Source organism: Pseudoxanthomonas koreensis, assembly GCF_010093225.1.
GTDB lineage: Bacteria > Pseudomonadota > Gammaproteobacteria > Xanthomonadales > Xanthomonadaceae > Pseudoxanthomonas > Pseudoxanthomonas koreensis.
The window spans coordinates 49,010-74,959 of record NZ_PDWM01000003.1 but is presented as its reverse complement, the minus strand read 5'-3'; the positions used below and the strand labels follow the sequence as shown (position 1 = coordinate 74,959).

Below are 25,950 nucleotides of genomic sequence, written 5' to 3'. Positions count from 1 at the left end.
AGCAGGCCCACCACCGCGCCGGGCCATGCGGCCGCCAGGCATGCGGCTGCGGGGCGTGCCGCTGTGGCCCGCGCAGCCGCGCGCCACGCAACTTCGAACCACGACCCGCCATCAGCATCCGGAGCCTCCCATCGACAGCCTGTCCTCCCCCGGCACCAGCATAGCCACCAGGGCCATCGCGATCACGGTGCGCGACGTCGGCAAGAGCGTCGCCGGGCCGGAGGGCGAAGTCCGGATTCTCGACGGCGTGGACTTGACCGTGGATGAAGGCGACAGCGTCGCGATCGTGGGCGCCTCCGGCTCGGGCAAGACCACCCTGCTCGGCCTGCTCGCCGGGCTGGACCTGCCCAGCCGCGGCACGATCGAACTGGCCGGGCAGCGCCTGGATGCGCTGGACGAGGAGGCGCGCGCCGCGCTGCGCGCGCGCGAGGTCGGCTTCGTGTTCCAGAGCTTCCACCTGCTGCCTTCGCTCACCGCCGAGGAGAACGTGGCCCTGCCGCTGGAGCTGGCCGGGCGCGAAGGCAGCGAGGACCGCGCGCGGGTGCGCGAGGTGCTGCAGGCGGTAGGGCTGGAGCCGCGGCGCCGGCACTACCCGCGGCAGCTGTCCGGCGGCGAGCAGCAGCGCGTGGCCCTGGCTCGCGCCTTCGTAGGAAGGCCACGGATCCTGTTCGCCGACGAGCCCACCGGCAACCTCGACCAGGCCACCGGCCAGCACGTGAGCGAGCTGCTGTTCGAACTCAACCGGCGCAGCGGCACCACCCTGGTGCTGGTGACCCACGACCTGTCGCTGGCGCGGCGCTGCCGGCACCTGTACCGGCTCGACGGCGGGCGCCTGCATGCGGATGCGACGCCGGCGGAAGGCGCGGCATGAACCCGCTGCGCCACGCGGCGCGTTCGCTGCGCCGCGAATTCCTCGGCGGCGACCTGCTGACCGTGTTCGCCGCGCTGGTGCTGGGCGTGGCGGCGATGACCGCGGTCGGGACCCTGGGCGACCGGGTGCTGCTGGCGCTGTCCTCCAGCGCGGCCGAGGTGGTCGGCGGCGACCTGGGCGTGCGCGGCCGCGAGGATCCGCCGCCGGAATTCGCTGCCGAGGCCGCCGCGCGCGGGCTGCGCAGCGCGCGCATGGTCGCGTTCCCGAGCGTGCTGTTCCATGGCGAGGCCAGCCAGATGGCCACGGTGAAGGGCGTCGACGCCGGCTATCCGCTGCGCGGCGAACTGCGCGTGTCGCGCAGCGCTTCGGGCCTGGACGGCGAAGCGGCCGGCGCGCCGCCGCCCGGCACGGCCTGGGCCGATCCGCGCCTGCTCGAGGCGCTGGGCGTGGGCATCGGCGACTCGATCGAGTTCGGCAGCGGCGAACTGCGCATCGCCGGCGTGCTGCTGGCCGAACCCGACGCCTCCGGCGAACTGCTGCAGATGGCGCCACCGCTGCTGGTCAACCGCGACGAGGTCGATGCCGCCGGCCTGCTCGGGCCGGGCAGCCGCGCCGGCTACCGGCTGATGTTCGCCGGCGACGCGGACGCCATCGCCGCCTTCCGCGACTGGCTGCAACCGCGACTGGACGGCGGACTGCGCCTGGTCACCCTGGAAGACGCACGCCAGGGCCTGCGCAATTCCTTCGACCGTGCCGGCCGCTTCCTCGCACTTTCGGCGCTGCTGGCGGTGCTGCTGGCCGGCGTTGCCACCGCGCTGGCGGCCAACCGCTTCGCCCTGCACCGGATCGACAGCGTTGCGGTACTGCGCTGCCTGGGCGCACGCCAGCGCGACGTCCTCGCCGCGCTGGCGCTGCAGTTGCTGCTGCTGGCGATCCCGGCCTGCGTGCTCGGCATCGGCCTGGGCATGCTCGCGCAACTGGCGCTGGTGGAAGCGCTGGGCGGGCTGATCCCCGGCCGCCTGCCGCTGCCGCAGGCCACGCCGGTGCTCAGCGGCGCCGGCATCGGCCTGCTCCTGCTGCTCGGCTTCGGCCTGCCGCCGCTGCTGCGCCTGCGCGGAGTGCCGCCGATGCGCGTGCTCAACCGCAGCTTCGCCGCGTTGCCACCGTCCTCGGCGCTGGCCTACCTGGCCGCGCTGGCGGCGACGGTGGCGCTGGCGGTGTACGCCACCGGCGACCTGCGCCTGGCCGCGTGGGTGCTCGGCGGGCTGGCAGCGCTGGCCGTGCTTGCCGCGGCCGCGGGCGCGGCCCTGCTGTGGCTGCTGCGTCGGCTGCAGGGCCGGCTGCGCGGGCCGTGGAAGCTGGGGCTTGCCGCGCTGACCCGGCGCCGCGGGCTGGCCGTGGTGCAGCTGGTCGGGCTGTCGCTGTCGCTGTGCGCGCTGCTGCTGCTGGCGGTGATCGGGCCCGGCCTGCTGGGCGAATGGCGCCAGCGGCTGCCGGCGGACACGCCGAACCATTTCCTGCTCAACGTGCAGCGCGACCAGGCCGGCGCGGTGGAAGCGCAGTTGCGCGCGCTCGGCGTCGCCGACCCCGACCTGCAGCCGTTCGGCACCGGGCGGCTGGTGGCGATCAACGGCCAGGCGCCGCGGCGGTCGCAACGCGACGGCGACGGCACCGACGACGACGACTCCAACCGCCCGGTGAACTTCTCCTGGCGGCACACCTTCCCCGCGGCCAACGAACTGGTCGCCGGGCGCTTCTGGGAGGCCGGCAGCACCGCCGCCGAAGCCTCGGTGGAAGACGGCTGGGCGCAGCGCTACGGCGTGGGCCTGGGCGATACCGTGACCCTGCGCCTGGGCGAGGAAGACCGCAGCTTCCCCGTGACCAGCGTGCGCAAGGCCGACTGGGATTCGTTCCGGGTCAACTTCTTCCTGCTGCTCAACGCCGGCGCGGTCGGCGATGCGCCCTACAGCCTGATCTCCAGCTTCCACCTGCCGTCCGGGCGCACCGCGCTGCTGGCGCCTGTGGCGCGCGAATTCCCGAACGTGTCGGTGCTGGAGATCGACGCGATCCTGCAACGCGTGCGCGAGGTGATCGAGCGGGTGGCGCAGGCGGTGCAGCTGGTGATGGGCTTCAGCCTGGCCGCCGGCGTGCTGGTGCTGCTGGCGGCGCTGCAGGCCACCGCCGGCGAACGCCGCTACGACAGCGCGGTGCTGCGCACGCTGGGCGCGCGCCACGGCCAGCTGCGCGGGGCGGTGCTGGGGGAATTCGGCGCGCTGGGCCTGCTGGCCGCGGTGCTGGCGGTGGGCGCGGCGGCGGGGATCGGCACGGTGGTGTCGCGGCAGCTGTTCGAGCTGGCGCTGTCGCCGCCCTGGCCTTCGCTGCTGGCCGGCGGCGCCGGCGGCGTGCTGCTGAGCCTGCTCGCCGGCTGGACTGGCACCCGGCGGATCCTGCGTACGCCTCCGGTGCTGGCGCTGCGCGAGGGTTGAGCGGGCTCCTACAATGCGGCGTCCCCACTGTGCCGTGATGCCCATGCCTGCCCTGCCGCCGCACGCCTTCGTCGTCCCGGTCCTGTTGCTGCTGGGCAGCAACGTGTTCATGACCTTCGCCTGGTACGGGCACCTGAAGTACAAGCACGCGCCGCTGCTGGCCGTGATCCTGGTCAGCTGGGGCATCGCCTTCTTCGAATACATGCTGATGGTGCCGGCCAACCGCATGGGCAGTGCGGTCTACTCGGTGGTCCAGCTCAAGACGATCCAGGAGATCATCACCCTGGTCGTGTTCGCCGGCTTCTCGGCGTGGTACCTGGGCCAGCCGCTGAAGTGGAACCACTACGCGGCCTTCGCCCTGATCGTGGGCGCGGCGTTCCTGATGTTCTACGAAGGCCCCGGCGCCGCGGCGCAGTGAGCCCGCGCGCCCGGGATGCTTCGGCTCAGAAGCGGATCTTCCCGGTGAGGATGTCCTTGAACATCACCCAGTCGCCGGCGAAGGAATAGAACGGATGGCGGAAGGTCGCCGGCCGGTTCTTCTCGAAGAAGAAATGCCCGACCCAGGCGAAGCCATAGCCGCAGACCAGCGCGGCCAGCAGCCACCAGGGGTTGCGCGTGGCGATGGCCACGGCGAGCAGCACCAGTACGCCCCAGCTGCCGAGGAAATGCAGCCGGCGCGAGGTGCGGTTGCCGTGCTCGGACAGGTAGTACGGGTAGAACTCGCGGAAACTGGCGAAACGGGCCATCGCACCCCTCCCAGGGACCGTTGCGGCACTACGCGTTGCGCGGTGCGAACATGATGACCGCCATGCCGGCCAGGCACAACGCCGCGCCCAGCAGGTCCCAGCGGGTCGGGCGCACGCCGTCCACCGACCACAGCCAGAAGATCGCCAGGCTGACGTAGACCCCGCCGTAGGCCGCGTACACGCGGCCGGTGGCAGTGGGGTGCAGGGTCAGCAGCCAGGCGAACAGGGCCAGGCTGGCGGCGGCCGGCAACAGCAGCCAGGCGCTGCCGCCGTTGCGCAGCCACGACCACACCAGCCAGCAGCCGACGATCTCGGCCAGCGCGGTGAGCAGGAACAGCAGGACGGTGAGCACGGTGGTGCGGTCAGCCGGACTGGCCGCGTTCGAGCCGCTTGGCGCCGTCCCAGAACGCTTCCTGCTGCTCGAGGGTGAGCGTCGGCAGCGGCGTGCCTGCCGCTTCGGCCAGCGTCTCCATCGCCCTGAAGCGGCGCTCGAACTTGTGGTTGGCGTGGCGCAGCGCGGCGCCGACGTCGACCTTCGCGTGCCGGGCCAGGTTGGCGGCGACGAACAACAGGTCGCCGATCTCGTCCTGCAGGCGTTCGCGGTTGTCCTCGACGTCACCATGGGCGAACTCGGCGCGGACTTCCTCGATCTCCTCGCGCAGCTTGGCGATCACCGGCTCCGGCCCGGGCCAGTCGAAGCCGGTGCGCGCGGCGCGTGCCTGCAGCTTCACCGCGCGCTGCCATTCGGGCAGGCCGCGCGAGATGCCGGCCAGCGCCGAATGGTCGTCTTCGCCGGCGGCGGTGCGCTCGGCGCGCTTGATCGCTTCCCAGTTGAGGGTCTGCGCTTCGGCATCGGCGAAGCGGGCATCGCCGAACACGTGCGGGTGGCGGCGCACCATCTTGTCGGAGATCGCGGCGGCGACGTCGTCGAAGGCGAAGGCGTCCTGCTCGCGCGCCATCTGCGCGTGGAACACGACCTGCAGCAGCAGGTCGCCCAGTTCGTCCTTCAGCGCATCGAGGTCGCCGCGGTCGATCGCGTCGGCGACCTCGTAGGCTTCCTCGATGGTGTACGGGGCAATGGTCGAGAAATCCTGCTCCAGGTCCCATGGGCAACCGCCCTGCGGGTCGCGCAGGCGGGCCATGATCTCGAGCAGGCGGTCGATGGGGCGGGTGGTGTCATCCATGCACGGACTCTAGCGTGCCGGCACCCATTGTAGGAGCGGGCATGACCGCGACCCGGCATCGGAACCACGACGCCGTCGCCTGTACCGACGCCCGTGTCGCTGTCATGCCCGCTCCTACAGATGCGCCGTCGCCTACGGGACAACAGGCGTGAGGCGTCAGAGCCAGTCGCGCCAGGGCAGGTCCGGGTCACCGAGGGCCATGAAGTCGCCATTGAGCAGCGACTCTCGGCGGTTGTAGCGGAACGGCTTGCCGGTGTCGGCGGCCAGCAGCGCGCCGCCGGCCGACTGCAGCACGCACTGGCCCGCGGCGGTGTCCCATTCGGAGGTCGGGCCGAAGCGCGGGTACACGTCCATCCCGCCCTCGGCGATGCGGCAGAACTTCAGCGACGAACCCAGCGCCAGTTCCTCGATCGGGCCCATCCGGTCCAGCACCGCCTGGGTGCGCGCGTCGCGATGCGAGCGGCTGGCGGCCACCTTCAGCGGCGCGGTGGCCGGGGCGCGCGTGCGCAGCGGGGTGTCGCGGTGGCCGTCGCGGCGGTAGGCCAGTTCGCCGCGGACCGCGTGCCAGACCTGGCCGCCGACCGGCGCCTGGACCACGCCCATCGCCGGCGCGCCGAGGTGGACCAGGGCGATGTTCACGCTGAACTCGCCGTTGCGCTTGACGAATTCGCGGGGGCCGTCGAGCGGGTCGACCAGCCAGTAGGTGGACCAGTGCCGCCGCGTTTCCCAGGGCACGCCGGCCGATTCCTCCGACAGCACCGGCAGCTCCGGGGTCAGCCGCTCCAGGCCTTCCACGATGATCCGGTGCGCGGCCAGGTCGGCGGCGGTGAGCGGGCTGGCGTCGTCCTTGTGGGTGACGTCGAAGCTGCCGGCGTAGACCTCCATGATCGCCGCGCCGGCCTGGCGGGCGATGGCAATGACCGTTTCACGCAGGTCGGCGTTGACCTTGATCACTGCCCGGCCAGCCAGGCGCGGGCGATGAACAGCGCCGCCAGCGAGCGGCCCTCGGAGAAATCGTCGCGAAGCATCAGCTTTTCCAGTTCCTGCATTTTCCAGGGAATGACTTCGAGCTCCTCCGGCTCGTCGCCGGGCAGCTTCTCGGGATACAGGTCGCGTGCCAGCACCAGCCAGGACACGTGGCTCATGTAGGTCGGCGCCAGGGTCAGCCCGCGCAGCACGTCGATGCGGCGCGCGCCGTAGCCGGCCTCTTCCTTCAGTTCGCGGTCGGCGGCCTGTTCCGGGGTCTCGCCGGCGTCGATCCGGCCCTTGACCAGGCCCAGTTCGTAGCGGTGCATGCCGGCGGCGTACTCGCGCACCAGCAGCACCGTTTCGTCGTCGAGCATCGGCACCACCACCACTGCGCCGTGGCCGCGGCTGACCATGCGCTCGAAACGGCGGCGTTCGCCGTTGGCGAACTCCAGGTCCAGCTGTTCCAGCCGATAGGGCCCGGCATCCTGCGCGCTGGTGCCGTGGATCACGGGAAGGCGGCGACTCATCGGGGGCTCCCGCGGCGCGGCCGCGGTGCGGCCGATATCATGGCGGGATGCACGGACGTACTCATGAGCCACGAATGCTAGCAGACCCGGCCGCCGCGCAGGCCGCGGCGCGCTGGCGCGAGCGCGACCTGGCGGTGCTGTGGCATCCGTGCACGCAGATGCGCGAACACCCCGGCGTGATGCCGCTGGTGCCGGTCGAGCGCGGCGAAGGCGCCTGGCTGGTGGGCCGCGACGGACGCCGCTACCTCGATGGCATCAGCAGCTGGTGGACCAACCTGCACGGCCACGCCGAACCGCGCATCGCCGCGGCCATCGCCCGCCAGGCCGGCACCCTGGAACAGGTGATCCTGGCCGGCTTCTCGCATGCGCCCGCGGTGGAACTGGCCGAACGCCTGCTGGCCATCGCCCCGCGCCAGGCCGGGCGCGCTCCGCTGGCGAAGGTGTTCTACGCCGACAACGGCTCGGCCGGGGTCGAGGTGGCGCTGAAGATGGCGTTCCACTGGTTCCGCAACCGCGGCGAGCACACGCGGACGAAGTTCGTTGCACTGGAAAACGGTTATCACGGCGAAACGCTGGGCGCGCTGGCGGTGGGCGACATCCCGCTGTACCGCCGCATCTACGCGCCGTTGCTGGCCGAAGCACTGTTCGCACCCTCGCCCGACGCGTACCTGGCCCGCCCGGGAGAGAGTGCGGCGCAGTGCGCGGCGCGCGCGGCCGACGCGCTCGCCGACCTGTTCGACCGCCACCCCGGCGAGGTCTGCGCGGTGATCGTGGAGCCGCGGCTGCAATGCGCCGGCGGCATGCGCATGCACGACCCGGCCTACCTGCGCCGGGTGCGCGAGCTGTGCGACGCCAATGGCGCGTTCCTGGTCGCCGACGAGATCGCCACCGGCTTCGGCCGCACCGGCACGATGTTCGCGTGCGAGCAGGCCGGCATCAGCCCCGACCTGCTGTGCCTGTCCAAGGGCCTGACCGGTGGCTTCCTGCCGCTGGCCGCGGTGCTGGCTACCCAGGCGGTGTACGACGGCTTCCTCGACGATTCGCGCGAACGCGCCTTCCTGCATTCGCACAGCTACACCGGCAACCCGCTGGCCTGTGCCGCGGCGCTGGCTTCGCTGGACATCTTCGAGACCGACGGCGTGCTCGATCGCAACCGCGGTACCGCCGCGCGGATGACGGCGCTGGCCGCCCCGCTGGCCGCGCATCCGCACGTAGCCGAGGTCCGCCAGGCTGGCATGGTGGTGGCCTTCGAACTGGCCCGCGGCGGCAACCGCGACACGCCCTTCGACCCCGGCCTGCGCGTGGGCCTGCGCGCCTACCGCGCCGCGCTGGAGCGCGGCGTGCTGCTGCGCCCGCTGGGCGACGTGCTGTACTGGATGCCGCCGTACTGCGTCGACGAGGCGCAGCTGCAGCTGCTGGCCGCGGCCACCGCCGCGGCGATCGAGGAGGCCACTGCATGCGCCTGACCCGTTGCCATGTTGACCTGCCACTGCGGCCCGGCATCGAAGTGGCCCTGCCCGAGCGCGCCGCCAGCCACCTGGCGCGGGTGTTGCGCCTGCGCGAGGGCGATCCCTGCGTGCTGTTCAACGGCGACGGCCACGACTATGCCGCGCGGCTGCGGGTGGCGAACAAGCGCGAGGTGCGGGTCGAAATACTGTCGGCCACGGCGGTGGACAACGAATCACCGCTGCGGATCGTGCTGCTGCAGGGGATCGCACGCGGCGAGAAGATGGACCTGGTGCTGCAGAAGGCCACCGAACTGGGCGTGGCCGCGATCGTGCCGGTCTCGGGCGAGCGCACCGAGGTGCGGCTGGACGCCGAACGCGCGGAGAAGCGCCTGGCGCACTGGCGCAGCGTGGTCGAATCGGCCTGCGAGCAGTGCGGGCGGGCGTGCATCCCGGAAGTGGCCGCACCGGCGGCGCTGGAGGCGGCGGCGCGCGCGCTGCATGGCGGCGGGCTGCGCCTGCTGCTGGATCCGCAGGGCGAGCACCGTCTGCAGGGGCTGGCCGCGCCAGAGGACGGCACCGCCTGGATCGCGATCGGCCCCGAAGGCGGCTGGTCGCCGCGTGACCGCGACATCCTGCGTGCTGCGGGGTTCAGCGGCCTGCGCCTCGGCCCGAGGGTGCTGCGCACCGAAACCGCCGGCCTGGCGGCGATCGCCGCGCTGCAGTCGCGCTTCGGCGACCTGTAGCAGCCACTCCGCTTTTCTGTAGGAGCCCACTTCAGGGGGCGACCACGGGGCGTCCGGAGGCCACGATGAACGCGGCGGCTCCGGAGATGACGAGAAAAAGGGGACGGAGGCAATTAAGCACATGTGCTTAATTGCCTCCGTCCCCTTTTATGCGTACAGGGGGGCGTGCGTCAGGCCGCGGCGGCCATCGCTTCGGCGACCATCTTCTCGAGGACTTCCAGGTCCGGCAGCAGCGCGCCCTGTTCGCCCAGCAGCACGCGCATTTGCACCCCGAGCGGCAGGTCTTCCTCCGACGCGTCGGCCAGCAGGCTGTCGCGCGGCACCGACACGAGCTGCGGGAAGGAGGCGGTCAGCAGCGCGAAGTACGGCAGCGCCGCATCGTTGCCCAGTGCCTTGAGCACGATCACGCGGTTGTTGCGCATCGCCGGCTCCGCACCCAGCCCGGCCAGGCCCGCGAACGACAGCAGCGGCACGTTCCAGCCGTGCCACACGATCTGCCCCGCCAACCAGTCCGGCGTGCCTTCGACCGGCTCGATCGCCACCCGCGCCAGCACCTCGGCCACGGTGGCGTTGGGCAGGAGCAGGCGATCCTCGCCGACCTGGATCATGACGCCACGGATTTCATCGCTGCTGTAGCTGCTCATCGTTTCCTGTTCCTAGAACGTCGCGCCGGCATCATGGCCAGCGTGCGGTCAGCTGTTCGGCCAGTTGCGCCGGCGTAGCCAGTCCGGCACCGCCGGCTGCCAGCAGGTTCACCGCCGCCGCGTCGTAGCACCCTTCCAGCGATTGCCCGGCGACGTAGCCACCGCGGCCGGCCAGGGCGAGGATCGCGTCCACGCGCGCCGGGTCGGCGCCGCTGAGCACGATCGCCGCGCTTTCCGCCGGTGCCAGCACGGTCGCCGGGTCGGTGCCGCCGTCGGCGAACGCCAGGCCGCCCTCTGCCGTCTCCACGCACACGCCGTCGGGCAGCACGTGCACGGTGCCAGCCACGATCGCATCGCCCGGCATGGCCATCTTCACCGGCAGCGTCGACCCCCGCGCCAGCTGCTTGATCAGGTTGTCGTAGCGCCCGCCGTCCAGGCGCAGCTGCACCAGCAGGGGCCGCGGGAACTCCGCCGGCAGCGCCGCGAGCCGCTTGCGCACCGCGTCGGGTCCGCCAATGCCGGCGAGCACCAGCACCGCGCCGCGCAGCGCGTCGGGCACGTTCGCCTCCAGCGCCACCAGCTCCAGGTTGGCGAATCCGGGCATCGCCGCCGGCGCGGTGGTCGCGCGTGCCGCGGCCAGCAACGCATCGTCGTCGGCCAGCGCCCATTCGTGCGCGGCCGGGACCACCGGCGGCGGCGCGGACGGCTCCGCTTCGGCCTGCGATTCACCGGGCCGGTCCTGCGGCCACGCCGAGGCCAGCGCGCTGGCCTCGGCCAGGTGCCGTTCGAACGGATCGTCCGCGTGCAGCTGCGCCGGAGTCGCCGGCGGGCCGGGCTGGATGTCGATGACCAGGTCCTGCTCGCCGCCCGGCGGCAGCACGTTGCCGTGGCCGTACAGCTTGGCCGCCAGGTGGCGGATCCAGCGCTGCGCTTCCCAGCCTTCGCGGCGTGCGGCCAGGTCGGCCTCGTCGAAGATCACCAGCAGGCCGGGGGCCTCCAGTGCCGACTCCAGCGCGGCCAGCGCATCCTCCACCGCCGGCTCCAGCGCCACCAGCGCGGCCTGCGGCGCGGCGGCGGACAGGGTGGCGGCGTCGATCGCGCCCGGATCCTCCTCCAGCACGACCACCGCGCCGGCGGCGTCCAGCGCCTCGCGCAGGCGGTCGCGCGCGGCGCCGGCGCGGGCCAGCAGGGCGACGGGCTTGCGCTCAGCCACGTGCACGGGCGATCCCCAGCAGGTCGTAGACGTTGCGCATCAGGTCCAGCTCCTGGTACGGCTTGCCCAGGTAACGCTGCACGCCGATCTCGAACGCGCGCTGGCGGTGCTTCTCGCCGGTACGCGAGGTGATCATCACGATCGGCACGCCACGGAAACGCTCGTCGGCGCGCATCGCCGTGGCGAGTTCGTAACCGTCCATGCGCGGCATCTCGATGTCCAGCAGCATCAGGTCGGGCACGCGTTCTTCCAGGCGCTCCAGCGCCTCGATGCCGTCGCGGGCGACCACCACCTCGAAGTTGTGGCGCTCCAGCACGCGGCCGGTGACCTTGCGCATGGTCAGCGAATCGTCGACCACCATCACCAGCGGCACGTGGCGCGTCTGCTCCGGCTCGGCCGAGGCCGGGCGCTCCGGCTGCGCCAGGTGGCGGCGGACCAGCGGGGCCACGTCCAGGATCACCACCACGCGGCCGTCGCCGGTGATCGTGGCACCGTAGATGCCCGGCACCGACGCGATCTGCAGACCGACCGGCTTGACCACGATTTCGCGGTTGCCGACCACCTGGTCGATCGCCACCGCGGCACGCAGGTCGCCGGCGCGGACCAGCAGCAGCGGCACCTGGGCCTGGCCTTCGGCCTTCGCCGGGCCCTGGCCCACGAGCAGGCCCATGTCGTGCAGCGCGTACTCCTCGCCGGCGTAACGGTACACATCGCCACCGGCATCGAAGCGCTCGCGCGAGATCCGGCCGATGCCGCTGACCGAGGCGACCGGCACCGCGTAGGTGGTGTCGCCGATCTGCACGAACACCGCCTGGGTGACCGCCAGGGTCTGCGGCAGGCGCAGGGTGAAGGTCGCGCCCTCGCCCACGGCCGAGGTGCTTTCCACCGTGCCGCCGAGCTGGCGCACTTCGTTGCGGACCACGTCCATGCCCACGCCGCGGCCGGCCAGCTGGCTGACCTTCTCCGAGGTGCTGAAGCCGGGTTCGAAGATCACCGAGTCCAGTTCGGCGTCGGTGAGCACGGCGTCGGCCTTGACCAGGCCGCGCTGCTCGGCGCGGCGGCGGATCGCGGCGCGGTCCAGGCCGCGGCCGTCGTCGGCCACCTGCAGCACGATTTCCGAGCCTTCGCGACGCAGCGCGATGGTGATCGTGCCTTCCTCGTCCTTGCCGGCGGCGCGGCGGTCCTTCGGTGCTTCCAGGCCATGCGCGACCGAGTTGCGCAGCATGTGTTCGAGCGGCGCGACCATGCGGTCGAGCACGTTGCGGTCGAGTTCGCCGTGGGTGCCGTCGAGCTTGAGCTGGACCTGCTTGCGGGTGTCGTGCGCGGCCTGGCGGACCACGCGGCGCAGGCGCGGCACGATGCTGTCGAACGGCACCATGCGCGCGCTCATCAGCCCATCCTGCAGCTCCGAGCTCACGCGCGACTGCTGCTGCAGCAGCACGTCGTACTGGCGGGCCAGGTCGTCGAGCACGCCCTGCAGGCCGACAAGGTCGGCGGAGGACTCGTTCAGCGCGCGGCTGAGCTGCTGCAGGGTCGAGAAGCGGTCGAGCTCGAGCGGATCGAAGGTCGGGTCGGCGCTGTCCTGCTCGCGCTGGTAGCGGGCGACGATCTGCGCCTCGGTTTCCAGGTCCAGGCGGCGCAGCTGGTCGCGCAGTCGGGCGTTGGTGCGGTCCAGCTCGGCCATGGCGCTGCGGAACGCGCCCAGCTGCTGCTCCAGGCGCGAGCGGTAGATCGCCACTTCGCCGGCGTGGTTGACCAGGTTGTCGAGCAGGTCGGCGCGGACGCGGACCTGTTCCTGCGGCGCGCGGGTGATGGCCTCGTCGGCCGCGGCCACGGCCGCCGGCTCGTCTTCCACCGGCGCCGACAGCGCTTCCAGCTCGCGGACCGGGCCGGGAACGGGCGCCGGGAACGGCACCACGCGGGGCGCAACCGCGGCAGGTTCCGGCGCTTCCGCGACGGGCTCCGGCGTCTGGCCGGCGACGATTGCCTCGCCCCCGTCCGTGGCCTCCACAGCCTCCTCAGCCACGTCGGCGGCTTCGTCCGCGCTGGCCGGCGCCGGCTTCTCGCCGCGGATCCGGGCCTCGAACTCGTCGATCAGCGCCTGCGGCATCGAGGTGGCGCGATGCGCACGGGTCTGCTGCAGCAGGCGGTGCAGGGTGTCGAACCCGCGCTCCAGCAGCTGGATGTCACCGCGCTGCAGTTCGGTGCGGTGCTCGGCCACCGCTTCGAGCAGCGACTCGATCACGTGGCCCAGGTCGCCGATGGTGGCGATGCCGGCCATGCGCGCACCGCCCTTGAGCGTGTGCAGGTCGCGCTGCAGGCCGATGATCGCCTCGCGCGTGTTGGGGTCGGCGCGCAGTTCCTGGATCAGTCCGTCGATGTGGTCGAGCAGGTCGCCACCCTCTTCGACGAAGATATCGACCAGGTCGCGATCCAGTTCGGTGAAATCGAGCATGGGACCGTCTGCCACGGCCACCTCCTCGGTACTGAACTCAGGCAGGGGCTCGCCCAGGGCCGGCAGTTCGACGGCCTCCTGCGCGGCGGCCGCTTCGGCGGCCTCGGCGGTTTCGATGCTTTCCCCGGCGGTGTCGCCGGTTGCGGCGGGCTCGACGGCGGCGGCCGTGTCGGTCTCGGCGGACGTGGCTTCCGCTTCGTCGTCGGCCGTTCCGGCGGCGGCTTCTTCCGCTTCGGACACGGCGACCGTGCCGATCGCGGACACCGCGGCGGCGACCGCCAGGGCGTCGCTGTCGATCGCGGCTTCGGCCTCGCCTTCTGCGTCGGCGGTTGCTGCTGCTTCGACCTCGGCGGCGTCGACCTCGGCAGCGTCGGCGGATGCTTCGGCTTCGGCTTCGACGTCGCCGGTTTCGATGCTGCCGGTTTCGGTGGTTCCGGCTTCGACCGTTTCGGCAGCTTCGTCGGACAACGCGGCCTCGATCGTTTCGGCCGGAATGGCCTCGGCGTCGACAGCCTCTGCGGCCGGAACCTCGTCGGCGGCTTCCACGGCCTCGGCAGCATCGGCCACTTCTAGTTCAGCGGCCCCGGCAGCTTCAACAGCTTCAGCGGCTTCAGCGGCTTCAGCGGCTTCAGCAGCCTCGACGGCTTCGGTGGCTTCAGCAACCTCGATGCCTTCGGCAGATTCGCTGGCGTCGGCAAGCCCGCTCGCATCCACCGCTTCGACGTCGTCACTGGCAACCGGTGCCGCATCGGCCGGCGCGTCGCCGGATCCGGCGGACGCGACCTCGTCGATGCTGCCGCCCTCGCCCAGGTAGACGCTCATATCGCCGATCCCGGTCAGTTCGGCGCCGGCGTCGACCGGCTCCAGCGCCTCGGGCACGTACTCCGCCGGCTGCGGCCAGCGCGCCTCGGGCAGGCTGTCGGCGAGCGCGCGCAGGCGCTCGGCCAGTTCGGTGAAGCGCGGGATCCGCGGCGACTCGGCCTGCAGCGCGCGCACGCAGGTCCGGATCGCAGCGGCGGCGGCGGCCAATGCATCGACGCCATCGGCTTCGGGTACCTGCGCGGCCGCAAGCGAACGCTTGATGAAGGTTTCGGCCGGGTCGGTGACCGCGGTGATCTCCGGCACGTCGGTCATCGCGAACGCGCCGTTCATGGTGTGGACCGCGCGCAGCAGCACGTCGCTGGCCGGCTCCGGCGCCTGGCGCGCGGCAGCGATCCACGCGTCCACGGTTTCCAGGTGCTGGGCGACCTCGGCCTCGAGGATCTCGCGCAGCACGCTGTCCACCGAGGCGGGCGTGCCGTCCTCGAACAGCTCCACCACGTCGGTAGCCTCGGCCTCCGTCGTGTCCGTCGTGTCCACCACCTCCGTGGCGGCCGGTGCGACGGCGGCCCGCGGCACGTAGCGCGCGTCCTCGCCCGCGGCGATGCGGTCGGCGACCGCTTCCATCGCGTGCAGGTCGGCGACGATGCTGTCCTGGCCACGCAACGCGGCGTCGAACTGCGGCAGCACTTCGCAGGCCTGCTCGACCATCGCCAGTACCGCCGGGCTCGGCGGACGCGTTCCGTCGAGCACGCGGTTGAGCATGCCCTCGATCTTCCAGCTGAACTCGCCCAGCGCGCGCGCGCCGACCAGGCGGCCGCTGCCCTTGAGCGTGTGGAACACGCGGCGGATCGGGCGTACCCGCTCCATGTCCTCCGGCGCCTGCTGCCAGTGCGGCACCAGCCGCGCCAGGTTGTCGCGCTCCTCGTCGAACTCCTCGAGGAAGACCTCGCGGATGTCGGCGTCAATGTCGGCACTCTCGTCGAAACCGCCGACCACGGGCGGCGAAGACGACACAGCCTCGTCGGGCTGCGCCGCCGCGCTGTCGCCCGGCACGTCCAGGCCGGCAGCGGCCGCACTGATCTCGGCGACCAGCGAATGCGACTCGGCGTCCAGCTCGATGCGGCTGACCGTGCTCTCGTAGACCTGCGCCGGGCGCAGGTCCGGCTGCACCTTCATGCTCAGGTCGATCCACTGGCCAGGCTCGCCCACCGGCATGCCGCGAAGCGCCGGGGCGGCGCCGGTTTCGGCGGCATCGGCGTCTTCAGTGGCTTCCGCGATCTCCGCGGTTTCGAGGGGTGCATCGGGCACGACCGGGTCCTCGGCGGCCACCGGGTCGAAGCTGACCCAGTGCGAGGCCACCTCGGCGGCGGCCGGCGCCTCGAAAGGCACTGGCGCGATCGCCGGCAACTCGATGTCCAGCGACGGCAGTGCAAGCGCCTCGGCTTCGGGCGCGGCGACGAAGGCTTCGGCTTCCGCTGCGGCCGGCGCCACGGCGTCCTGTTCGGCCGCGACAGGGTCCCAGGGAGAGGCATGCGCGGCGAGCGGCGCGGCGGCAGCGGCGGCGGCGATGGCCACCGGCGCGGCGGCGGCCACCTCTTCCTGCTGTTCGTCCTGCTCGTCCTGTTCGGCCGGCAGCGGCCAGTAACTCCGGCTTTCCAGGCTGCTGCGCGCGATCTCCAGGATCTCGTCGCGGTTGGGCCGGCGATCGCGCAGCGCTTCCAGGTAGTACTCGAGGCTGGCCATGGCATCGGCCAGGGTGTCCAGCTGGCGACCGCTGGGCACGCGCCGGCGCCTGATCAGTTCGGCATCGATGTAGCGGCGCACGCCTTCCAGGTAGTCGGCCGGCTGCGGCAGGTCGAGGATGCGCAGGGCCCCGGAAACCTCCGCCAGCAGCCGCGGCACGTCCTCCAGCCGGGCGTGGTTCCAGTTGGTCTCGATGAAGGCGACGAAATGCTCGCGCGCGGCGGCGAAATTGGCGATCGCCTCGTGCGCGAGCACCTCCACGGTGCGCCGCGCTTCGACCGCGGCGGAATCGTCGCCGCCCTCCTCGCCTGCGCCCAGGCGCGCGACCTGGTCGTCCAGCGAAGCGTCGACGTAAAGCAGCGCGCCGGCGATGTCGAGCAGGGCGCTCTCGCTGGCCGGCTTCTCGCCACAGGCGATCGCATCCAGCGCCTCGCGCTGCTGCAGGACCACGTCGCGGGCCACGCCCAGGCCGAGCATGCCCAGGGTATCGGCGACGTTGCCCAGTTCGGCGGCCTGCGGCTGCAGCGCGGTGGCGTCGCCGCCGGTGCGCAGGTGCAGGTCCAGCGCATCCTTCACCCGCAGCAGTTCTTCCTTGACCACCCCGCCGACGGTGTTGAGCAGGTCGCGGTTGCGCCCGGCCAGGCTGCCGCGGGCGTGGTCGAGTTCGGCTTCGCTGGGGGCGTGCACGTCCAGCTCGAAGGCTTCGCGCAGCGCGTCCAGCGCCGGGTGCGATGCCTGGCCGCCCTGGGCGACCAGGTACAGCAACTGACGGGTCGGTTCCTGGCTGGCCACGCCCTGCGCGGCGACCGGGAAGGATTCGTCATCGTGCGCCTGGCGCACCGCGCGGGCGATGCCGGCGAAGGCGCCGCGCAGCGCGTCGCTGGCGGCCAGGGCGCCGTCGCGCAGCGCGTCGGCGGCCGAGGACAGCACCCACAGCATGCGCCGGGTGGTGTCGTGGCGAGCGTTCTCCAGCAGCGTGGTGGCGGCGGCGGCGAGCGCGGCCGCATCGGCCGGAACGCCCTGTTCCGGCCAGTCGGCCAGCGCCTGCTCGAACCGCGCCTGGGCGCCGGCAACGGCGTCCTGGCGCTGGTTCCACGGCAGCGGCGAGGCTTCCGGCACCTGCCCGGGCAGCGGACGGCTCAGGTCCGGCGCGAACAGCACGCTCTCGTTGAGCCCGGCCGCGCCGCGCGCGGCACGGATGTCGTTGAGCAGCGGCAGCAGCACGATAGGAATATCGCGGTGGCCGTTCTGCAGGCGCTCGAGGTAGTCGGGCAGCAGCACGGTGCCGCGCATCAGCGTGGCGCAGGCCTCGTCGCGGTCGTTGGCCGCGCCCTGCTGCACCGCCTGGGCCAGCAGCTCCATCTCCTCGGCGACCATCGCCGGGGCGTACAGCTCGACCATGCGCAGCGTGCCCTGCACCTGGTGCAGGTAGCCGGCGCAGAAACGCATGCGGCTGGTGTCGGCCGGGTCCTCGACGAAAGCCTCGATCTCGTTGCGCGCCTGGCGCAGCGTCTCGTCCAGCTCCGGCTTGACCCACCCCAGCACCGCATGGCTCATCGCTTCGCGCAGGGCGCTCATCGGCGACCCCCGGCGAGGCTGCGCCGTGCGGCGGCGCCGTGGCACGGCGCGTGCTTGTAGCGATCCATCGTCATCGAAATCATTCCCCGTCGCGCGCCACTCAGGCCGGCAGCTTGAAGTCGGCCACCGAGCGGCGCAGGTCAGCCGCCATCTGCGCCAGGTGTCCGATCGAGTCGGCGGTCTGTCCCGCGCCACGCGAGGTCTGTCCGGAGATCTGCTGGACCACGCCCATCGTCTTGGTGATGTCGGCGGCCGCGCCGGCCTGCTGCTGCGCGGCGACCGAGATGTTCTTGATGAGGTCGTTGAGCGCGTTGGACACGCGCTCGATCTCGGTCAGCGCGGTGCCGGCGTCCTCGGCCAGGCGCGCGCCGGACACCACTTCGGCGGTGGTCTGCTCCATCGAGCTGACCGCCTCGTTGGTGTCGGCCTGGATGGCCTGGACCAGGCCTTCGATTCGCCGGGTCGCGCCGGAGGTGCGTTCGGCCAGTCGCTGCACTTCGTCGGCCACCACCGCGAAGCCGCGGCCGGTCTCGCCGGCCGCCGCGGCCTGCACCGCCGCGTTGAGCGCCAGGATGTTGGTCTGCTCGGAAATGTCGTTGATCAGTTCCACGATCGAGCCGATCTCCTGCGAGGACTCGCCCAGGCGCTTGATGCGCTTGGAGGTCTCCTGGATCTGGTCGCGGATCTGGTCCATGCCCTGGATCGTCTCGCGCACCACGCCCGCACCCTCGGCGGCGATGACCACCGAGCGCTGCGCCACTTCCGCCGATTCGGTGGAGTTGCGCGACACCTGTTCGATGCTCGCCGCGATGTCGTTGATGCGGCCGGAGGCGGCGGTGATCTGCTCGGCCTGGTGGTTGGAGGCCTCGGCCAGCTGCAGCGCGGTGGCCTGGGTTTCCTGCGAGGAGGCGGCGACCTGCACCGAGGTGTCGTTGATCGTGGTCACCAGGTGGCGCAGCTCGTCCACCGCGTAGTTGATCGCGTCGGCGATCGCGCCGGTCATGTCCTCGGTCACCGAGGCCTTCACCGTCAGGTCGCCTTCACCCAGCGAACTGATTTCGTCCAGCAGCCGCATGATCGCCTGCTGGTTGCGGCTGTTGAACTCCACCTGCGCCTGGTAGCGGATTTCCTGCTCGCGGGCACGGCTGCGCACCGAGGCCCAGACGAAGCCGATCAGCGACAGCAGCGCGAGCACGCCGGAGACAATGCCCAGCCAGAAGTTCGGGAACAGGCGGGGGTCGCGCACCGAGCCGAACGCGGAGAACGCGTCGAACAGCTTCTTGCTCGAATCGAGCATGCCGGCCGAACCACTGGTCAGGCTGGCGGCCGCCGACTGCGCGGCGAACAGGTTGCGCGAGCTGGCCAGGATCGCTTCCAGGTCCTTGCGCATCTCGGTCCACTGCGCCTGCGACTGCTCCAGCGCGGCCAGCGCGGCGGCGTTGCGGACCGGCGCCACGCCCAGTTCCTCGTTGCCCTTGGTCAGGCCCTCGAGCACCTGGCTGAACACCACCGCGTCGCGCGCCAGCGCGTCGCCGGCGGCGGCCGCGCCGGGGCCACCGGCGCGGATTTCGGTCACGCGCCGGGCCATGGTGCCCGCGACCACGACCTGCTGCAGGGCGCTGAACACCTGCGAGCTGGGCGCGCCGCTGGCGGCCATCGCGCGCACCACTTCGTTGAGCTGCGCCTGCAGCTGCGGCACGCGGCCGGTGAAGCGGTCGGCGTTGCCGGCCAGGGCCAGCACCGCCGGCTCGGAGGCCAGGATCTGCCCGGCGTTCTCGCCCAGCGGCTTCCACACCGCCGCCAGTCCCTGCAGCTGGCCGGACACGCCCGGCTCCTCGCCGAAGCGGCCCTGCAGACCGGCCACGGTGGTGTCGATCTGCGCCTTGGTCTCGCGGAACGCGCTGAACGCCTCGGCGTTGCCGGCGACCGCGTCGCGACCCTGGTTGGCAAGCTGCTGCGAGAGCACCTGCAGGTCGGCGGCGCCGGTGCTGGCGCCGGCCAGGCGGCTGCCCTGCCAGGTCGCCACGCCGGTGTTGAGGCCGAAGACGACGACCGACAGCGCGAGCAGGACCAGCCAGAAGCCGGTGCTGACGCTGCCCAGGCGGCTGGTCTTGGGGGAGTCCGGTGCGGTGCTCATGCGTTGTGAACCTCAGTGCGAATGCGGGCGGCCGTTCAGGCGGCCGCTTGGCGGAATTCGGGAGTGCGGGCCAGGCGCGACAGGGAGAACACGCCCCAGTCGGCACCGTCGCTGTGGTACGCGCGGTCGACGAAGTGGGCGTAGCGCCCCTGCGCCAGCGGCGCCGGGTCGACCGCCAGCTCCTCGCCGAAGCTGCGCTGGCCGTAGAGTTCGTCGATGGTCAGGGCGACGTCGCCGCCCTGCTGGCGCATCACCAGCACGCGCTGGCCTTCGTGCAGCACGGTGCGTTCGCCCTCGAGGAACAGCTTCAGGTCGATCACCGGGAACAGGTTGCCGCGCAGGTTGCCGATGCCCAGCAGCCAGGGCTGCGCGCCGGGCACGGGCGTGACCGGCGGCATCGACAGGATTTCGACCACCTCGCCGAACTGCGAGACCAGGCGGCGCTCGCCGATGCGGTAGCCGACGCCGCGCCAGGTCTCCGGACCCAGTTCGCGGGCCGGCAGCTGGACCGCGTGGGCCAGGCTGCGCTGCTCGTAGTCGGAAAGGATGTCGAAGGGAGTGCGCATGTCAGGCGACCAGCTGGTTGATGCGCTCGAGGAGGTCCTCCTCGCGCGGCGGCTTGACCACGTAGTCGACCGCCCCCTGGCGCATGCCCCAGGCGCGGTCGGTCTCCATGCTCTTGGTGCTGACGATCAGCACCGGGATCTTGCTCGTGGCCGCGTCGCGGCTCAGCGCGCGCGTGGCCTGGAAGCCGCTCATGCCGGGCAGGACCACGTCCATCAGGACCAGGTCCGGCAGTTGCTTGCGGGCGATGTCGATGCCGTCCTCGGCATTGGTGGCGAGGATGACCTGGTGGCCACCCCGTTCCAGCCACTGGGTGAAGACCGCGCGGTCGGTCGGCGAGTCTTCGATCAGCAGGATTCGAGCCATGTTGTTGCCTGCCCCCCGGTCAGGCGTTGACGTACGTGCGGATGGCGCCCAGCAGTTCTTCGCGGGTGAATGGTTTGGTGAGGTACTGCTCGGAGCCGACGATGCGGCCGCGCGCCTTGTCGAACAGGCCGTCCTTCGAGGACAGCATGATCACCGGCGTGGACTTGAATTTCTGGTTGCCCTTGATGAGCGCGCAGGTCTGGTAGCCGTCCAGGCGCGGCATCATGATGTCGACGAAGATGATCTGCGGCTGCTGGTCGGCGATCTTGGCCAGGGCCTCGAAGCCGTCGCTGGCGGTGACCACTTCGCAGCCTTCGCGCTTCAGGAGCGTCTCGGCCGTACGCCGGATCGTCTTGGAGTCATCGATAACCATGACCCGCAAGCCGCCCAATGCCCCGGTCGGGGCCGTGTTGTCAGTCATTACCCTAATTCCCCATGCGCGTGGCGCTTCTGCGGCGCCACTGCGAGAGATGTCTATATCCCAGCACGGCCAAGGGCTGTCAAGCCCGAACGCGCCGGCGGGCCAGCCTGAACGGGGAGATGCGAACAGCGTCCCATTTTGTGGTCCCGGTCGCATTCCCGGCGGCCGGGGCGGCGCCGGCACGATCGGCTAACATCCCCGGTCCCCCTTGCCGTTTACGCATATGGCCGCACCCCTGGACGTCATCGTGGTGATGGACCCGATCGGGTCGATCAGCATCGCCAAGGACACCACCTTCGCGATGCTGCTGGAGGCCCAGCGCCGCGGCCACCGGCTGCACTACGTGCGCCCGGGCGGGCTGTCGCTGCATGGCGGGCGGGCGGTGGCGGTAGCAGCGCCGCTGGTGGTGCGCGACGACAAGGCCGGCTGGTTCGAGCTGGGCGCCTGGTCGGAACTGGCCTTCGGCCCCGGCCAGGTGGTACTGATGCGCAAGGACCCGCCGGTCGACGCCGAGTACGTCTACGACACCCAGGTCCTGGACCTGGCCCGGCTGGCCGGGGCGCAGGTGGTGAACGACCCGCGCGGGCTGCGCGACTACAACGAGAAGCTGGCGGCGATGCTGTTCCCGCAGTGCTGCCCGCCGACCCGGATCAGCCGCGACCCGGCCGAACTGAAGGCGTTCGTGGGCGAACAGGGCAAGGCCGTGCTCAAGCCGCTGGACGGCATGGGCGGGCGCTCGATCTTCCTCAGCCAGGCCGGCGACCCCAACCTCAACGTGATCCTGGAGACGCTGACCGACGGCGGCCGCAAGCTGGCCCTGGCCCAGCGCTACCTGCCCGAGATATCCATGGGCGACAAGCGCATCCTGCTGGTCGACGGCGAGCCGGTGGACTACTGCCTGGCGCGGATCCCGCAGGGTGACGAATTCCGCGGCAACCTCGCCGCCGGCGGCCGCGGCGAAGGCCGCCCGCTCAGCGACCGCGACCGCTGGATCGCCGCCCAGGTCGGCCCGGAGATGCGCCGTCGCGGCATGCGCTTCGTCGGCCTGGACGTGATCGGCGACTGGCTGACCGAAGTGAACGTGACCAGCCCGACCTGCGTGCGCGAGCTCGACGCGCAGTTCGGGCTCAACATCGCCGGGCTGCTGTTCGACGCGATCGAAGCCGGCCCGGTGGCGGCCGCCGCCCGCGCATGAGCGCCACCGCGGCCGCCGCTGCACCGCCCCGCCCCGCGCCCATCGGCCCGCGCCAGCGGCTCAACGCCACCGTGGTGCTGTCGCTGCTGGTGCACGGGATCCTGATCCTGGGGCTGGGCTTCGCCTTCAAGGGCGAGGCCCCGCTGGTGCCGACCCTGGACGTGATCTTCAGCCGCACGCAGACCGAGTTGAGCCCGGAGCAGGCCGATTTCCTCGCCCAGGCCAACAACCGCGGCGGTGGCGAGCACGACAAGGCGCAGCGACCGCGCGACCTGCAGGCCGGGGCGATCCCGCTGGCCGAACCCGGCCAGGCGCCGCTGCCGCAGAAGCAGAACCCCGCCGTGCAGGCGCCACCACCGCAGGCGCGGGTGGTGGCCAGCCGGCGCGGCGAGGAGGCGGTGGTGGCGGCGCAGCCGCGCGAGCCGCTGGAGTCGCCGCTGCCGCCGGTGAGCGCGGCACGGGCGGCGCGCGACGCGGAGATGGCGCGGCTGGCGGCGGAGGTGTACCTGCGCTCGGAGCTGTACGCGAAGCGGCCGACGCGCAAGTTCGTGTCGGCGAGCACGCGCGAGTACGCGTACGCGAACTACCTGCGGGCGTGGGTGGACCGCGCCGAGCGGATCGGCAACCTCAACTACCCGGACGAAGCGCGGCGGCGGCGGCTCGGCGGGCAGGTGGTGGTCAGCGTGGGCGTGCGCCGCGACGGGACGGTCGAAAGCACGCGGATCCTGCGTTCGAGCGGCACGCCGCTGCTCGACGAGGGCGTGCTGCGGATGGTCGGCCTGGCCGAACCGTTCCCGCCGTTGCCGGAGACGAAGGACAACGTCGACATCCTGCACGTGACCCGCACCTGGGTGTTCGTGCCCGCGGGGACGATGCGGACGGAGTGACGCCGCTCCCTGTAGGAGCCCACTTCAGGGGGCGACCCGACGAGGCTGGACACAGCGGCGCTTGAACGCGACCTCCCCGAGGCTGCGGTTGACCGCAACGCCTTCCAGCCTCGTCGGGTCGCCCCCTGAAGTGGGCTCCTACACGGTGAAGGGCTGCCGGTTCAGCCCGGCCCCTTCCACTGCCCCAGCGCGGCCTGGCCGTTGTCGCGGGCGCGGGCGAGGACGGTCTGCTGGGCCTTGGCGAAGTTGGCGGTCGTGTCCTTCGCCCACAGCGCCAGCGCGGCCTGCTGCATCGCCCGGCCGTAGGAGAAGCTCAGCGGCCACGGGTTCGGGCCCAGGCGATTCATCGCGTCCAGGTGCGCGGTGGCGTGCTCGTCGTCCTGGCCGCCGGAGAGGAAGACGATGCCGGGCAGGATCGCCGGGACCGTGCTCTTCAGGCACATCAGGGTGGACTCGGCCACCTCCTGCACGTCGGCCTGCTCCTCGCAGCCCTTGCCGGAGACCACCATCGAGGCCTTCAGAATCGTGCCCTCCAGCAGCACGTTCTGCTCGTACAGCGCGCCGAACAGCGAGCGCAGCACCGCTTCGGTGACCTCGTAGCAGGTCTCGATGTCGTGCTCGCCGTCCATCAGCACCTCCGGCTCGACCATCGGTACCAGCCCCTGCTCCTGGCACAGCGCGGCATAGCGCGCCAGCGCGTGGCTGTTGGCCTCGATGCAGGTGCCGGTGGGGATGTCCTCGCCGATGTTGATCACCGCGCGCCACTTGGCGAAGCGCGCGCCCAGCCGGTAGTACTCCTCCAGGCGGCCGCGCAGGCCGTCCAGGCCCTCGGTGACCAGCTCGCCGGGGAAACCGGCCAGCGGCACGGTGCCACGGTCGACCTTGATGCCCGGGAGGATGCCGTTGTCGGCCAGGTACTTCGCGAACGGCACCCCGTCCTTCGTCGACTGGCGCAGGGTCTCGTCGTACAGGATCGCGCCGGAGATGTGCGCGGACAGCTTCGGCGCGGTCAGCAGCAACTCGCGGTAGGCGCGGCGGTTCTCTTCGCTGTTCTCGATGCCCACGGCGGCAAAGCGCTTGCCGATCGTGGCGGTGGACTCGTCGATGGCGATCACGCCCTTGCCGGGGGCGACCATCGCCAGGGCGGTCTCGGCAAGCTGTTCGATGCTCATGGGGGGACCTGCGGCGCAGCGGTGGGGGCCGCAGATTATAAGCCGCCGGGTGAACTCGCTCCCTTGGCCCGGGGCCGCGCAGGGATCCCCGGCGCGGAGCGTCAGAGGTCGCCCAGGCCGCTGGCGCGGCCGTCCTGGCCGACTTCGAGCAGGCGCAAGGTGTTGGTCGCGCCGTGGGGTTCCATGTGTTCGCCGCTGGTGAAGACGACGCGGTCGCCGGCCTGCAGCAGGTTCGCATCGACCAGCAGGCGGATGCTGCCGCGCGCGGCCTCGCGCGGAGTCAGGCCGCGGCTGTCGAAGTTGATCGGGAACACGTCGCGCATCAGCGCCATGCGCCGGCGCGCGCCGTCGTGGCGGGTGATCGCGTAGATCGGCGCGCTGGAACGGAAACGCGACAGGTAGCGCGCGGTGCCGCCGGATTCGGTCATGGCCACGATCGCGCGCACGCCCACGTGTTCGGACAGGAACATGGTGGCCATGGCGATGGCCTGGTCGGCGCGCTCCAGCCCACGCTGGGCCTTGCCGAAGTCGGTCTCGGTCTGGAACTGGCGCTCGGCGCCCAGGCAGATGCGGGCCATCGCCTCCACCGCCTTGACCGGATACGCGCCAGCGGCGGTCTCGGCCGAGAGCATCACCGCGTCGGTGCCGTCGATCACCGAGTTGGCCACGTCCAGCACCTCGGCGCGGGTCGGGATCGGGCTTTCGACCATGGACTGCAGCATCTGGGTGGCGGTGATCACCACTTTGTTCTGCCGCAGCGACTCGCGGATGATCTTCTTCTGCAGGCCCGGCAGCTCGGCATCGCCGATCTCCACGCCCAGGTCGCCGCGGGCGACCATCACCACGTCGGAAGCCTCGACGATCTCGGCCAGGTTCTCGATCGCCTCGGTGCGCTCGATCTTCGACACCAGTGCCGCGTCGCAGCCATGCTCGCGGGCGACGGCGCGGGCGTCGTGCATGTCCTGCGCGTTGCGGCAGAACGATACGGCGATGAAGTCCACGCCGATCTTGGCCACGATCCCGATCAGCTCCTTGTCGCGCTCGGTCAGCGCGCCCAGCGACAGGCCGCCGCCCTGCTTGTTCAGGCCCTTGCGGTCGGACAGCACACCGTCGTTGAGCACGGTGTTGACGATGCGCTCGCCCTGCACCTCGACCACCTGCAGCTGCATCAGGCCGTCGTCGAGCAGGAGCACGTCGCCGGGCTTCACGTCGCCAGGCAGGCCCAGGTAGCTGACCCCGACCTGGGTGGCGTCGCCCGGAGGTGCGTCGGGCGAGGCAACCAGGTCGAAGCGCTCTCCGGCCTTGAGCGTGACCTTGCCGCCGGCGAAGCGCTCGATGCGGATCTTCGGCCCCGGCAGGTCGGCGAGGATGCCGATCTCCACGCCGACCCGCTGCGCGGCGGCGCGCACGTCGGCGGCACGCTTGGCCTGGCCGGACGGGTCGCCGTGCGAGAAATTCAGGCGGACGACATTGACCCCAGCGCGGAACAGCGCCTCCAGCACGCCGGGCGCATCGGTCGCCGGTCCGAGGGTGGCGAGGATCTTGGTGCGGCGCTGGCGTTCGCTCATGTGCGGATGGGCTGTGTGAAGGAGGCGGGAAAGACACCGGAAGCTATCACATCCCGACACCGGTGGCAGCGCTGTCATCGGCACCCGGAAGGCACGGCGGACGTACGCCGGCGGACGGCGAAAGGTTGCAACGACAACGGTCTTGCACCCATCCAGGCGGGCTTCGGGTGGCCGTGCAGGCTACGATGGAAAGCCCTCTGCCCCGCGAGAC

General features: G+C 71.7%; 21 protein-coding genes. 7 read left to right on the top strand and 14 right to left on the bottom strand.

All coding sequences use genetic code 11. The features are described from left to right. Nucleotides 1–40 precede the first annotated feature (40 nt). Genes CSC64_RS01875 through CSC64_RS01865 form a run of 3 tightly spaced genes read left to right on the top strand, consistent with a single transcriptional unit; the run spans nucleotide 41 to nucleotide 3,775 of the window. Nucleotides 41–871: an ABC transporter ATP-binding protein gene (locus CSC64_RS01875; protein ID WP_162433633.1), complete on the top strand. Its 831-nt coding sequence runs from the start codon at nucleotides 41–43 to the stop codon at nucleotides 869–871. Further along, entirely contained in the window at nucleotides 868–3,357 is a 2,490-nt protein-coding gene (locus CSC64_RS01870) for an ABC transporter permease (RefSeq protein ID WP_162433632.1), read from the top strand. Before CSC64_RS01875 ends, CSC64_RS01870 begins: the two co-directional genes overlap by 4 nt. Before the next feature lie 43 nt (nucleotides 3,358–3,400). Next, the gene (locus CSC64_RS01865; RefSeq protein ID WP_162433631.1) at nucleotides 3,401–3,775 is read left to right on the top strand and encodes a DMT family protein; all 375 of its coding nucleotides are present in this window, start codon (nucleotides 3,401–3,403) and stop codon (nucleotides 3,773–3,775) included. 25 nt (nucleotides 3,776–3,800) lie between these two features. Here the strand turns inward: CSC64_RS01865 and CSC64_RS01860 are convergent, their stop codons facing one another. From CSC64_RS01860 to nudE, 5 genes are all read right to left on the bottom strand, one after another. Continuing rightward, the gene (locus CSC64_RS01860) at nucleotides 3,801–4,103 is read right to left on the bottom strand and encodes an Mpo1-like protein (protein WP_162433630.1); all 303 of its coding nucleotides are present in this window, start codon (nucleotides 4,101–4,103) and stop codon (nucleotides 3,801–3,803) included. A gap of 28 nt (nucleotides 4,104–4,131) precedes the next feature. Continuing rightward, a complete protein-coding gene (locus CSC64_RS01855; RefSeq protein WP_162433629.1) occupies nucleotides 4,132–4,455 on the bottom strand; it encodes a YnfA family protein in 324 nt (107 codons plus the stop codon). Between the two features lie 10 nt (nucleotides 4,456–4,465). Further along, entirely contained in the window at nucleotides 4,466–5,287 is an 822-nt protein-coding gene (gene mazG / locus CSC64_RS01850) for a nucleoside triphosphate pyrophosphohydrolase (RefSeq protein ID WP_162433628.1), read from the bottom strand. Nucleotides 5,288–5,443: 156 nt separating this feature from the next. After that, nucleotides 5,444–6,241, bottom strand: a complete 798-nt coding sequence (gene cysQ / locus CSC64_RS01845; RefSeq protein WP_162433627.1) for a 3'(2'),5'-bisphosphate nucleotidase CysQ — start codon at nucleotides 6,239–6,241, stop codon at nucleotides 5,444–5,446. Next, nucleotides 6,238–6,783: an ADP compounds hydrolase NudE gene (gene nudE, locus CSC64_RS01840; protein WP_162433626.1), complete on the bottom strand. Its 546-nt coding sequence runs from the start codon at nucleotides 6,781–6,783 to the stop codon at nucleotides 6,238–6,240. Before nudE ends, cysQ begins: the two co-directional genes overlap by 4 nt. Nucleotides 6,784–6,830: 47 nt before the next feature. Here nudE and bioA point away from each other — a divergent pair, with 47 nt between their 5' ends. Together bioA and CSC64_RS01830 are read left to right on the top strand one after the other, a co-directional pair. Continuing rightward, nucleotides 6,831–8,249, top strand: coding sequence for an adenosylmethionine--8-amino-7-oxononanoate transaminase (gene bioA, locus CSC64_RS01835; RefSeq protein WP_162433625.1), 1,419 nt, complete (start codon nucleotides 6,831–6,833; stop codon nucleotides 8,247–8,249). Next, the gene (locus tag CSC64_RS01830; RefSeq protein WP_162433624.1) at nucleotides 8,240–8,974 is read left to right on the top strand and encodes a 16S rRNA (uracil(1498)-N(3))-methyltransferase; all 735 of its coding nucleotides are present in this window, start codon (nucleotides 8,240–8,242) and stop codon (nucleotides 8,972–8,974) included. The genes bioA and CSC64_RS01830 overlap by 10 nt, the downstream gene beginning before the upstream one ends. 170 nt (nucleotides 8,975–9,144) lie before the next feature. Here CSC64_RS01830 and CSC64_RS01825 read toward each other — a convergent pair whose 3' ends face one another. The 7 genes from CSC64_RS01825 to pilG all read right to left on the bottom strand — a co-directional run bounded on the left by CSC64_RS01825 (nucleotide 9,145) and on the right by pilG (nucleotide 20,917). Further along, nucleotides 9,145–9,618 carry a chemotaxis protein CheW gene (locus CSC64_RS01825; RefSeq protein WP_162433623.1) on the bottom strand — a complete coding sequence of 158 codons (474 nt, stop codon included), beginning with the start codon at nucleotides 9,616–9,618 and terminating at the stop codon, nucleotides 9,145–9,147. A 31-nt stretch (nucleotides 9,619–9,649) separates the two neighbouring features. Continuing rightward, entirely contained in the window at nucleotides 9,650–10,831 is a 1,182-nt protein-coding gene (locus CSC64_RS01820) for a chemotaxis protein CheB (protein ID WP_238389713.1), read from the bottom strand. Further along, the gene (locus CSC64_RS01815; protein ID WP_162433622.1) at nucleotides 10,824–17,429 is read right to left on the bottom strand and encodes a hybrid sensor histidine kinase/response regulator; all 6,606 of its coding nucleotides are present in this window, start codon (nucleotides 17,427–17,429) and stop codon (nucleotides 10,824–10,826) included. Before CSC64_RS01815 ends, CSC64_RS01820 begins: the two co-directional genes overlap by 8 nt. Nucleotides 17,430–17,529: 100 nt before the next feature. Continuing rightward, entirely contained in the window at nucleotides 17,530–19,566 is a 2,037-nt protein-coding gene (locus CSC64_RS01810) for a methyl-accepting chemotaxis protein (protein WP_162433621.1), read from the bottom strand. 35 nt (nucleotides 19,567–19,601) lie between these two features. Next, on the bottom strand, nucleotides 19,602–20,132 hold the full coding sequence (locus tag CSC64_RS01805) for a chemotaxis protein CheW (protein WP_162433620.1): 531 nt from the start codon (nucleotides 20,130–20,132) through the stop codon (nucleotides 19,602–19,604). 1 nt (nucleotide 20,133) lies between these two features. Beyond that, nucleotides 20,134–20,496, bottom strand: coding sequence for a response regulator (locus tag CSC64_RS01800; RefSeq protein ID WP_162433619.1), 363 nt, complete (start codon nucleotides 20,494–20,496; stop codon nucleotides 20,134–20,136). 19 nt (nucleotides 20,497–20,515) lie between these two features. Continuing rightward, nucleotides 20,516–20,917 (bottom strand): twitching motility response regulator PilG, encoded by a 402-nt coding sequence (gene pilG, locus CSC64_RS01795; RefSeq protein ID WP_162408292.1) that lies wholly within the window; start codon nucleotides 20,915–20,917, stop codon nucleotides 20,516–20,518. A gap of 223 nt (nucleotides 20,918–21,140) precedes the next feature. Here pilG and gshB point away from each other — a divergent pair, with 223 nt between their 5' ends. Both gshB and CSC64_RS01785 read left to right on the top strand, forming a co-directional pair. Further along, on the top strand, nucleotides 21,141–22,112 hold the full coding sequence (gene gshB, locus CSC64_RS01790; protein ID WP_162433618.1) for a glutathione synthase: 972 nt from the start codon (nucleotides 21,141–21,143) through the stop codon (nucleotides 22,110–22,112). Then, nucleotides 22,109–22,999 (top strand): TonB family protein, encoded by an 891-nt coding sequence (locus CSC64_RS01785; protein ID WP_162433617.1) that lies wholly within the window; start codon nucleotides 22,109–22,111, stop codon nucleotides 22,997–22,999. The genes gshB and CSC64_RS01785 overlap by 4 nt, the downstream gene beginning before the upstream one ends. A gap of 161 nt (nucleotides 23,000–23,160) precedes the next feature. On the opposite strand, the gene CSC64_RS01780 is transcribed toward CSC64_RS01785, so the two are convergent. Together CSC64_RS01780 and pyk are read right to left on the bottom strand one after the other, a co-directional pair. Continuing rightward, nucleotides 23,161–24,171, bottom strand: coding sequence for a class I fructose-bisphosphate aldolase (locus CSC64_RS01780; RefSeq protein ID WP_162433616.1), 1,011 nt, complete (start codon nucleotides 24,169–24,171; stop codon nucleotides 23,161–23,163). 101 nt (nucleotides 24,172–24,272) lie between these two features. Beyond that, entirely contained in the window at nucleotides 24,273–25,739 is a 1,467-nt protein-coding gene (gene pyk, locus CSC64_RS01775) for a pyruvate kinase (protein WP_162433615.1), read from the bottom strand. Nucleotides 25,740–25,950 lie beyond the last annotated feature (211 nt).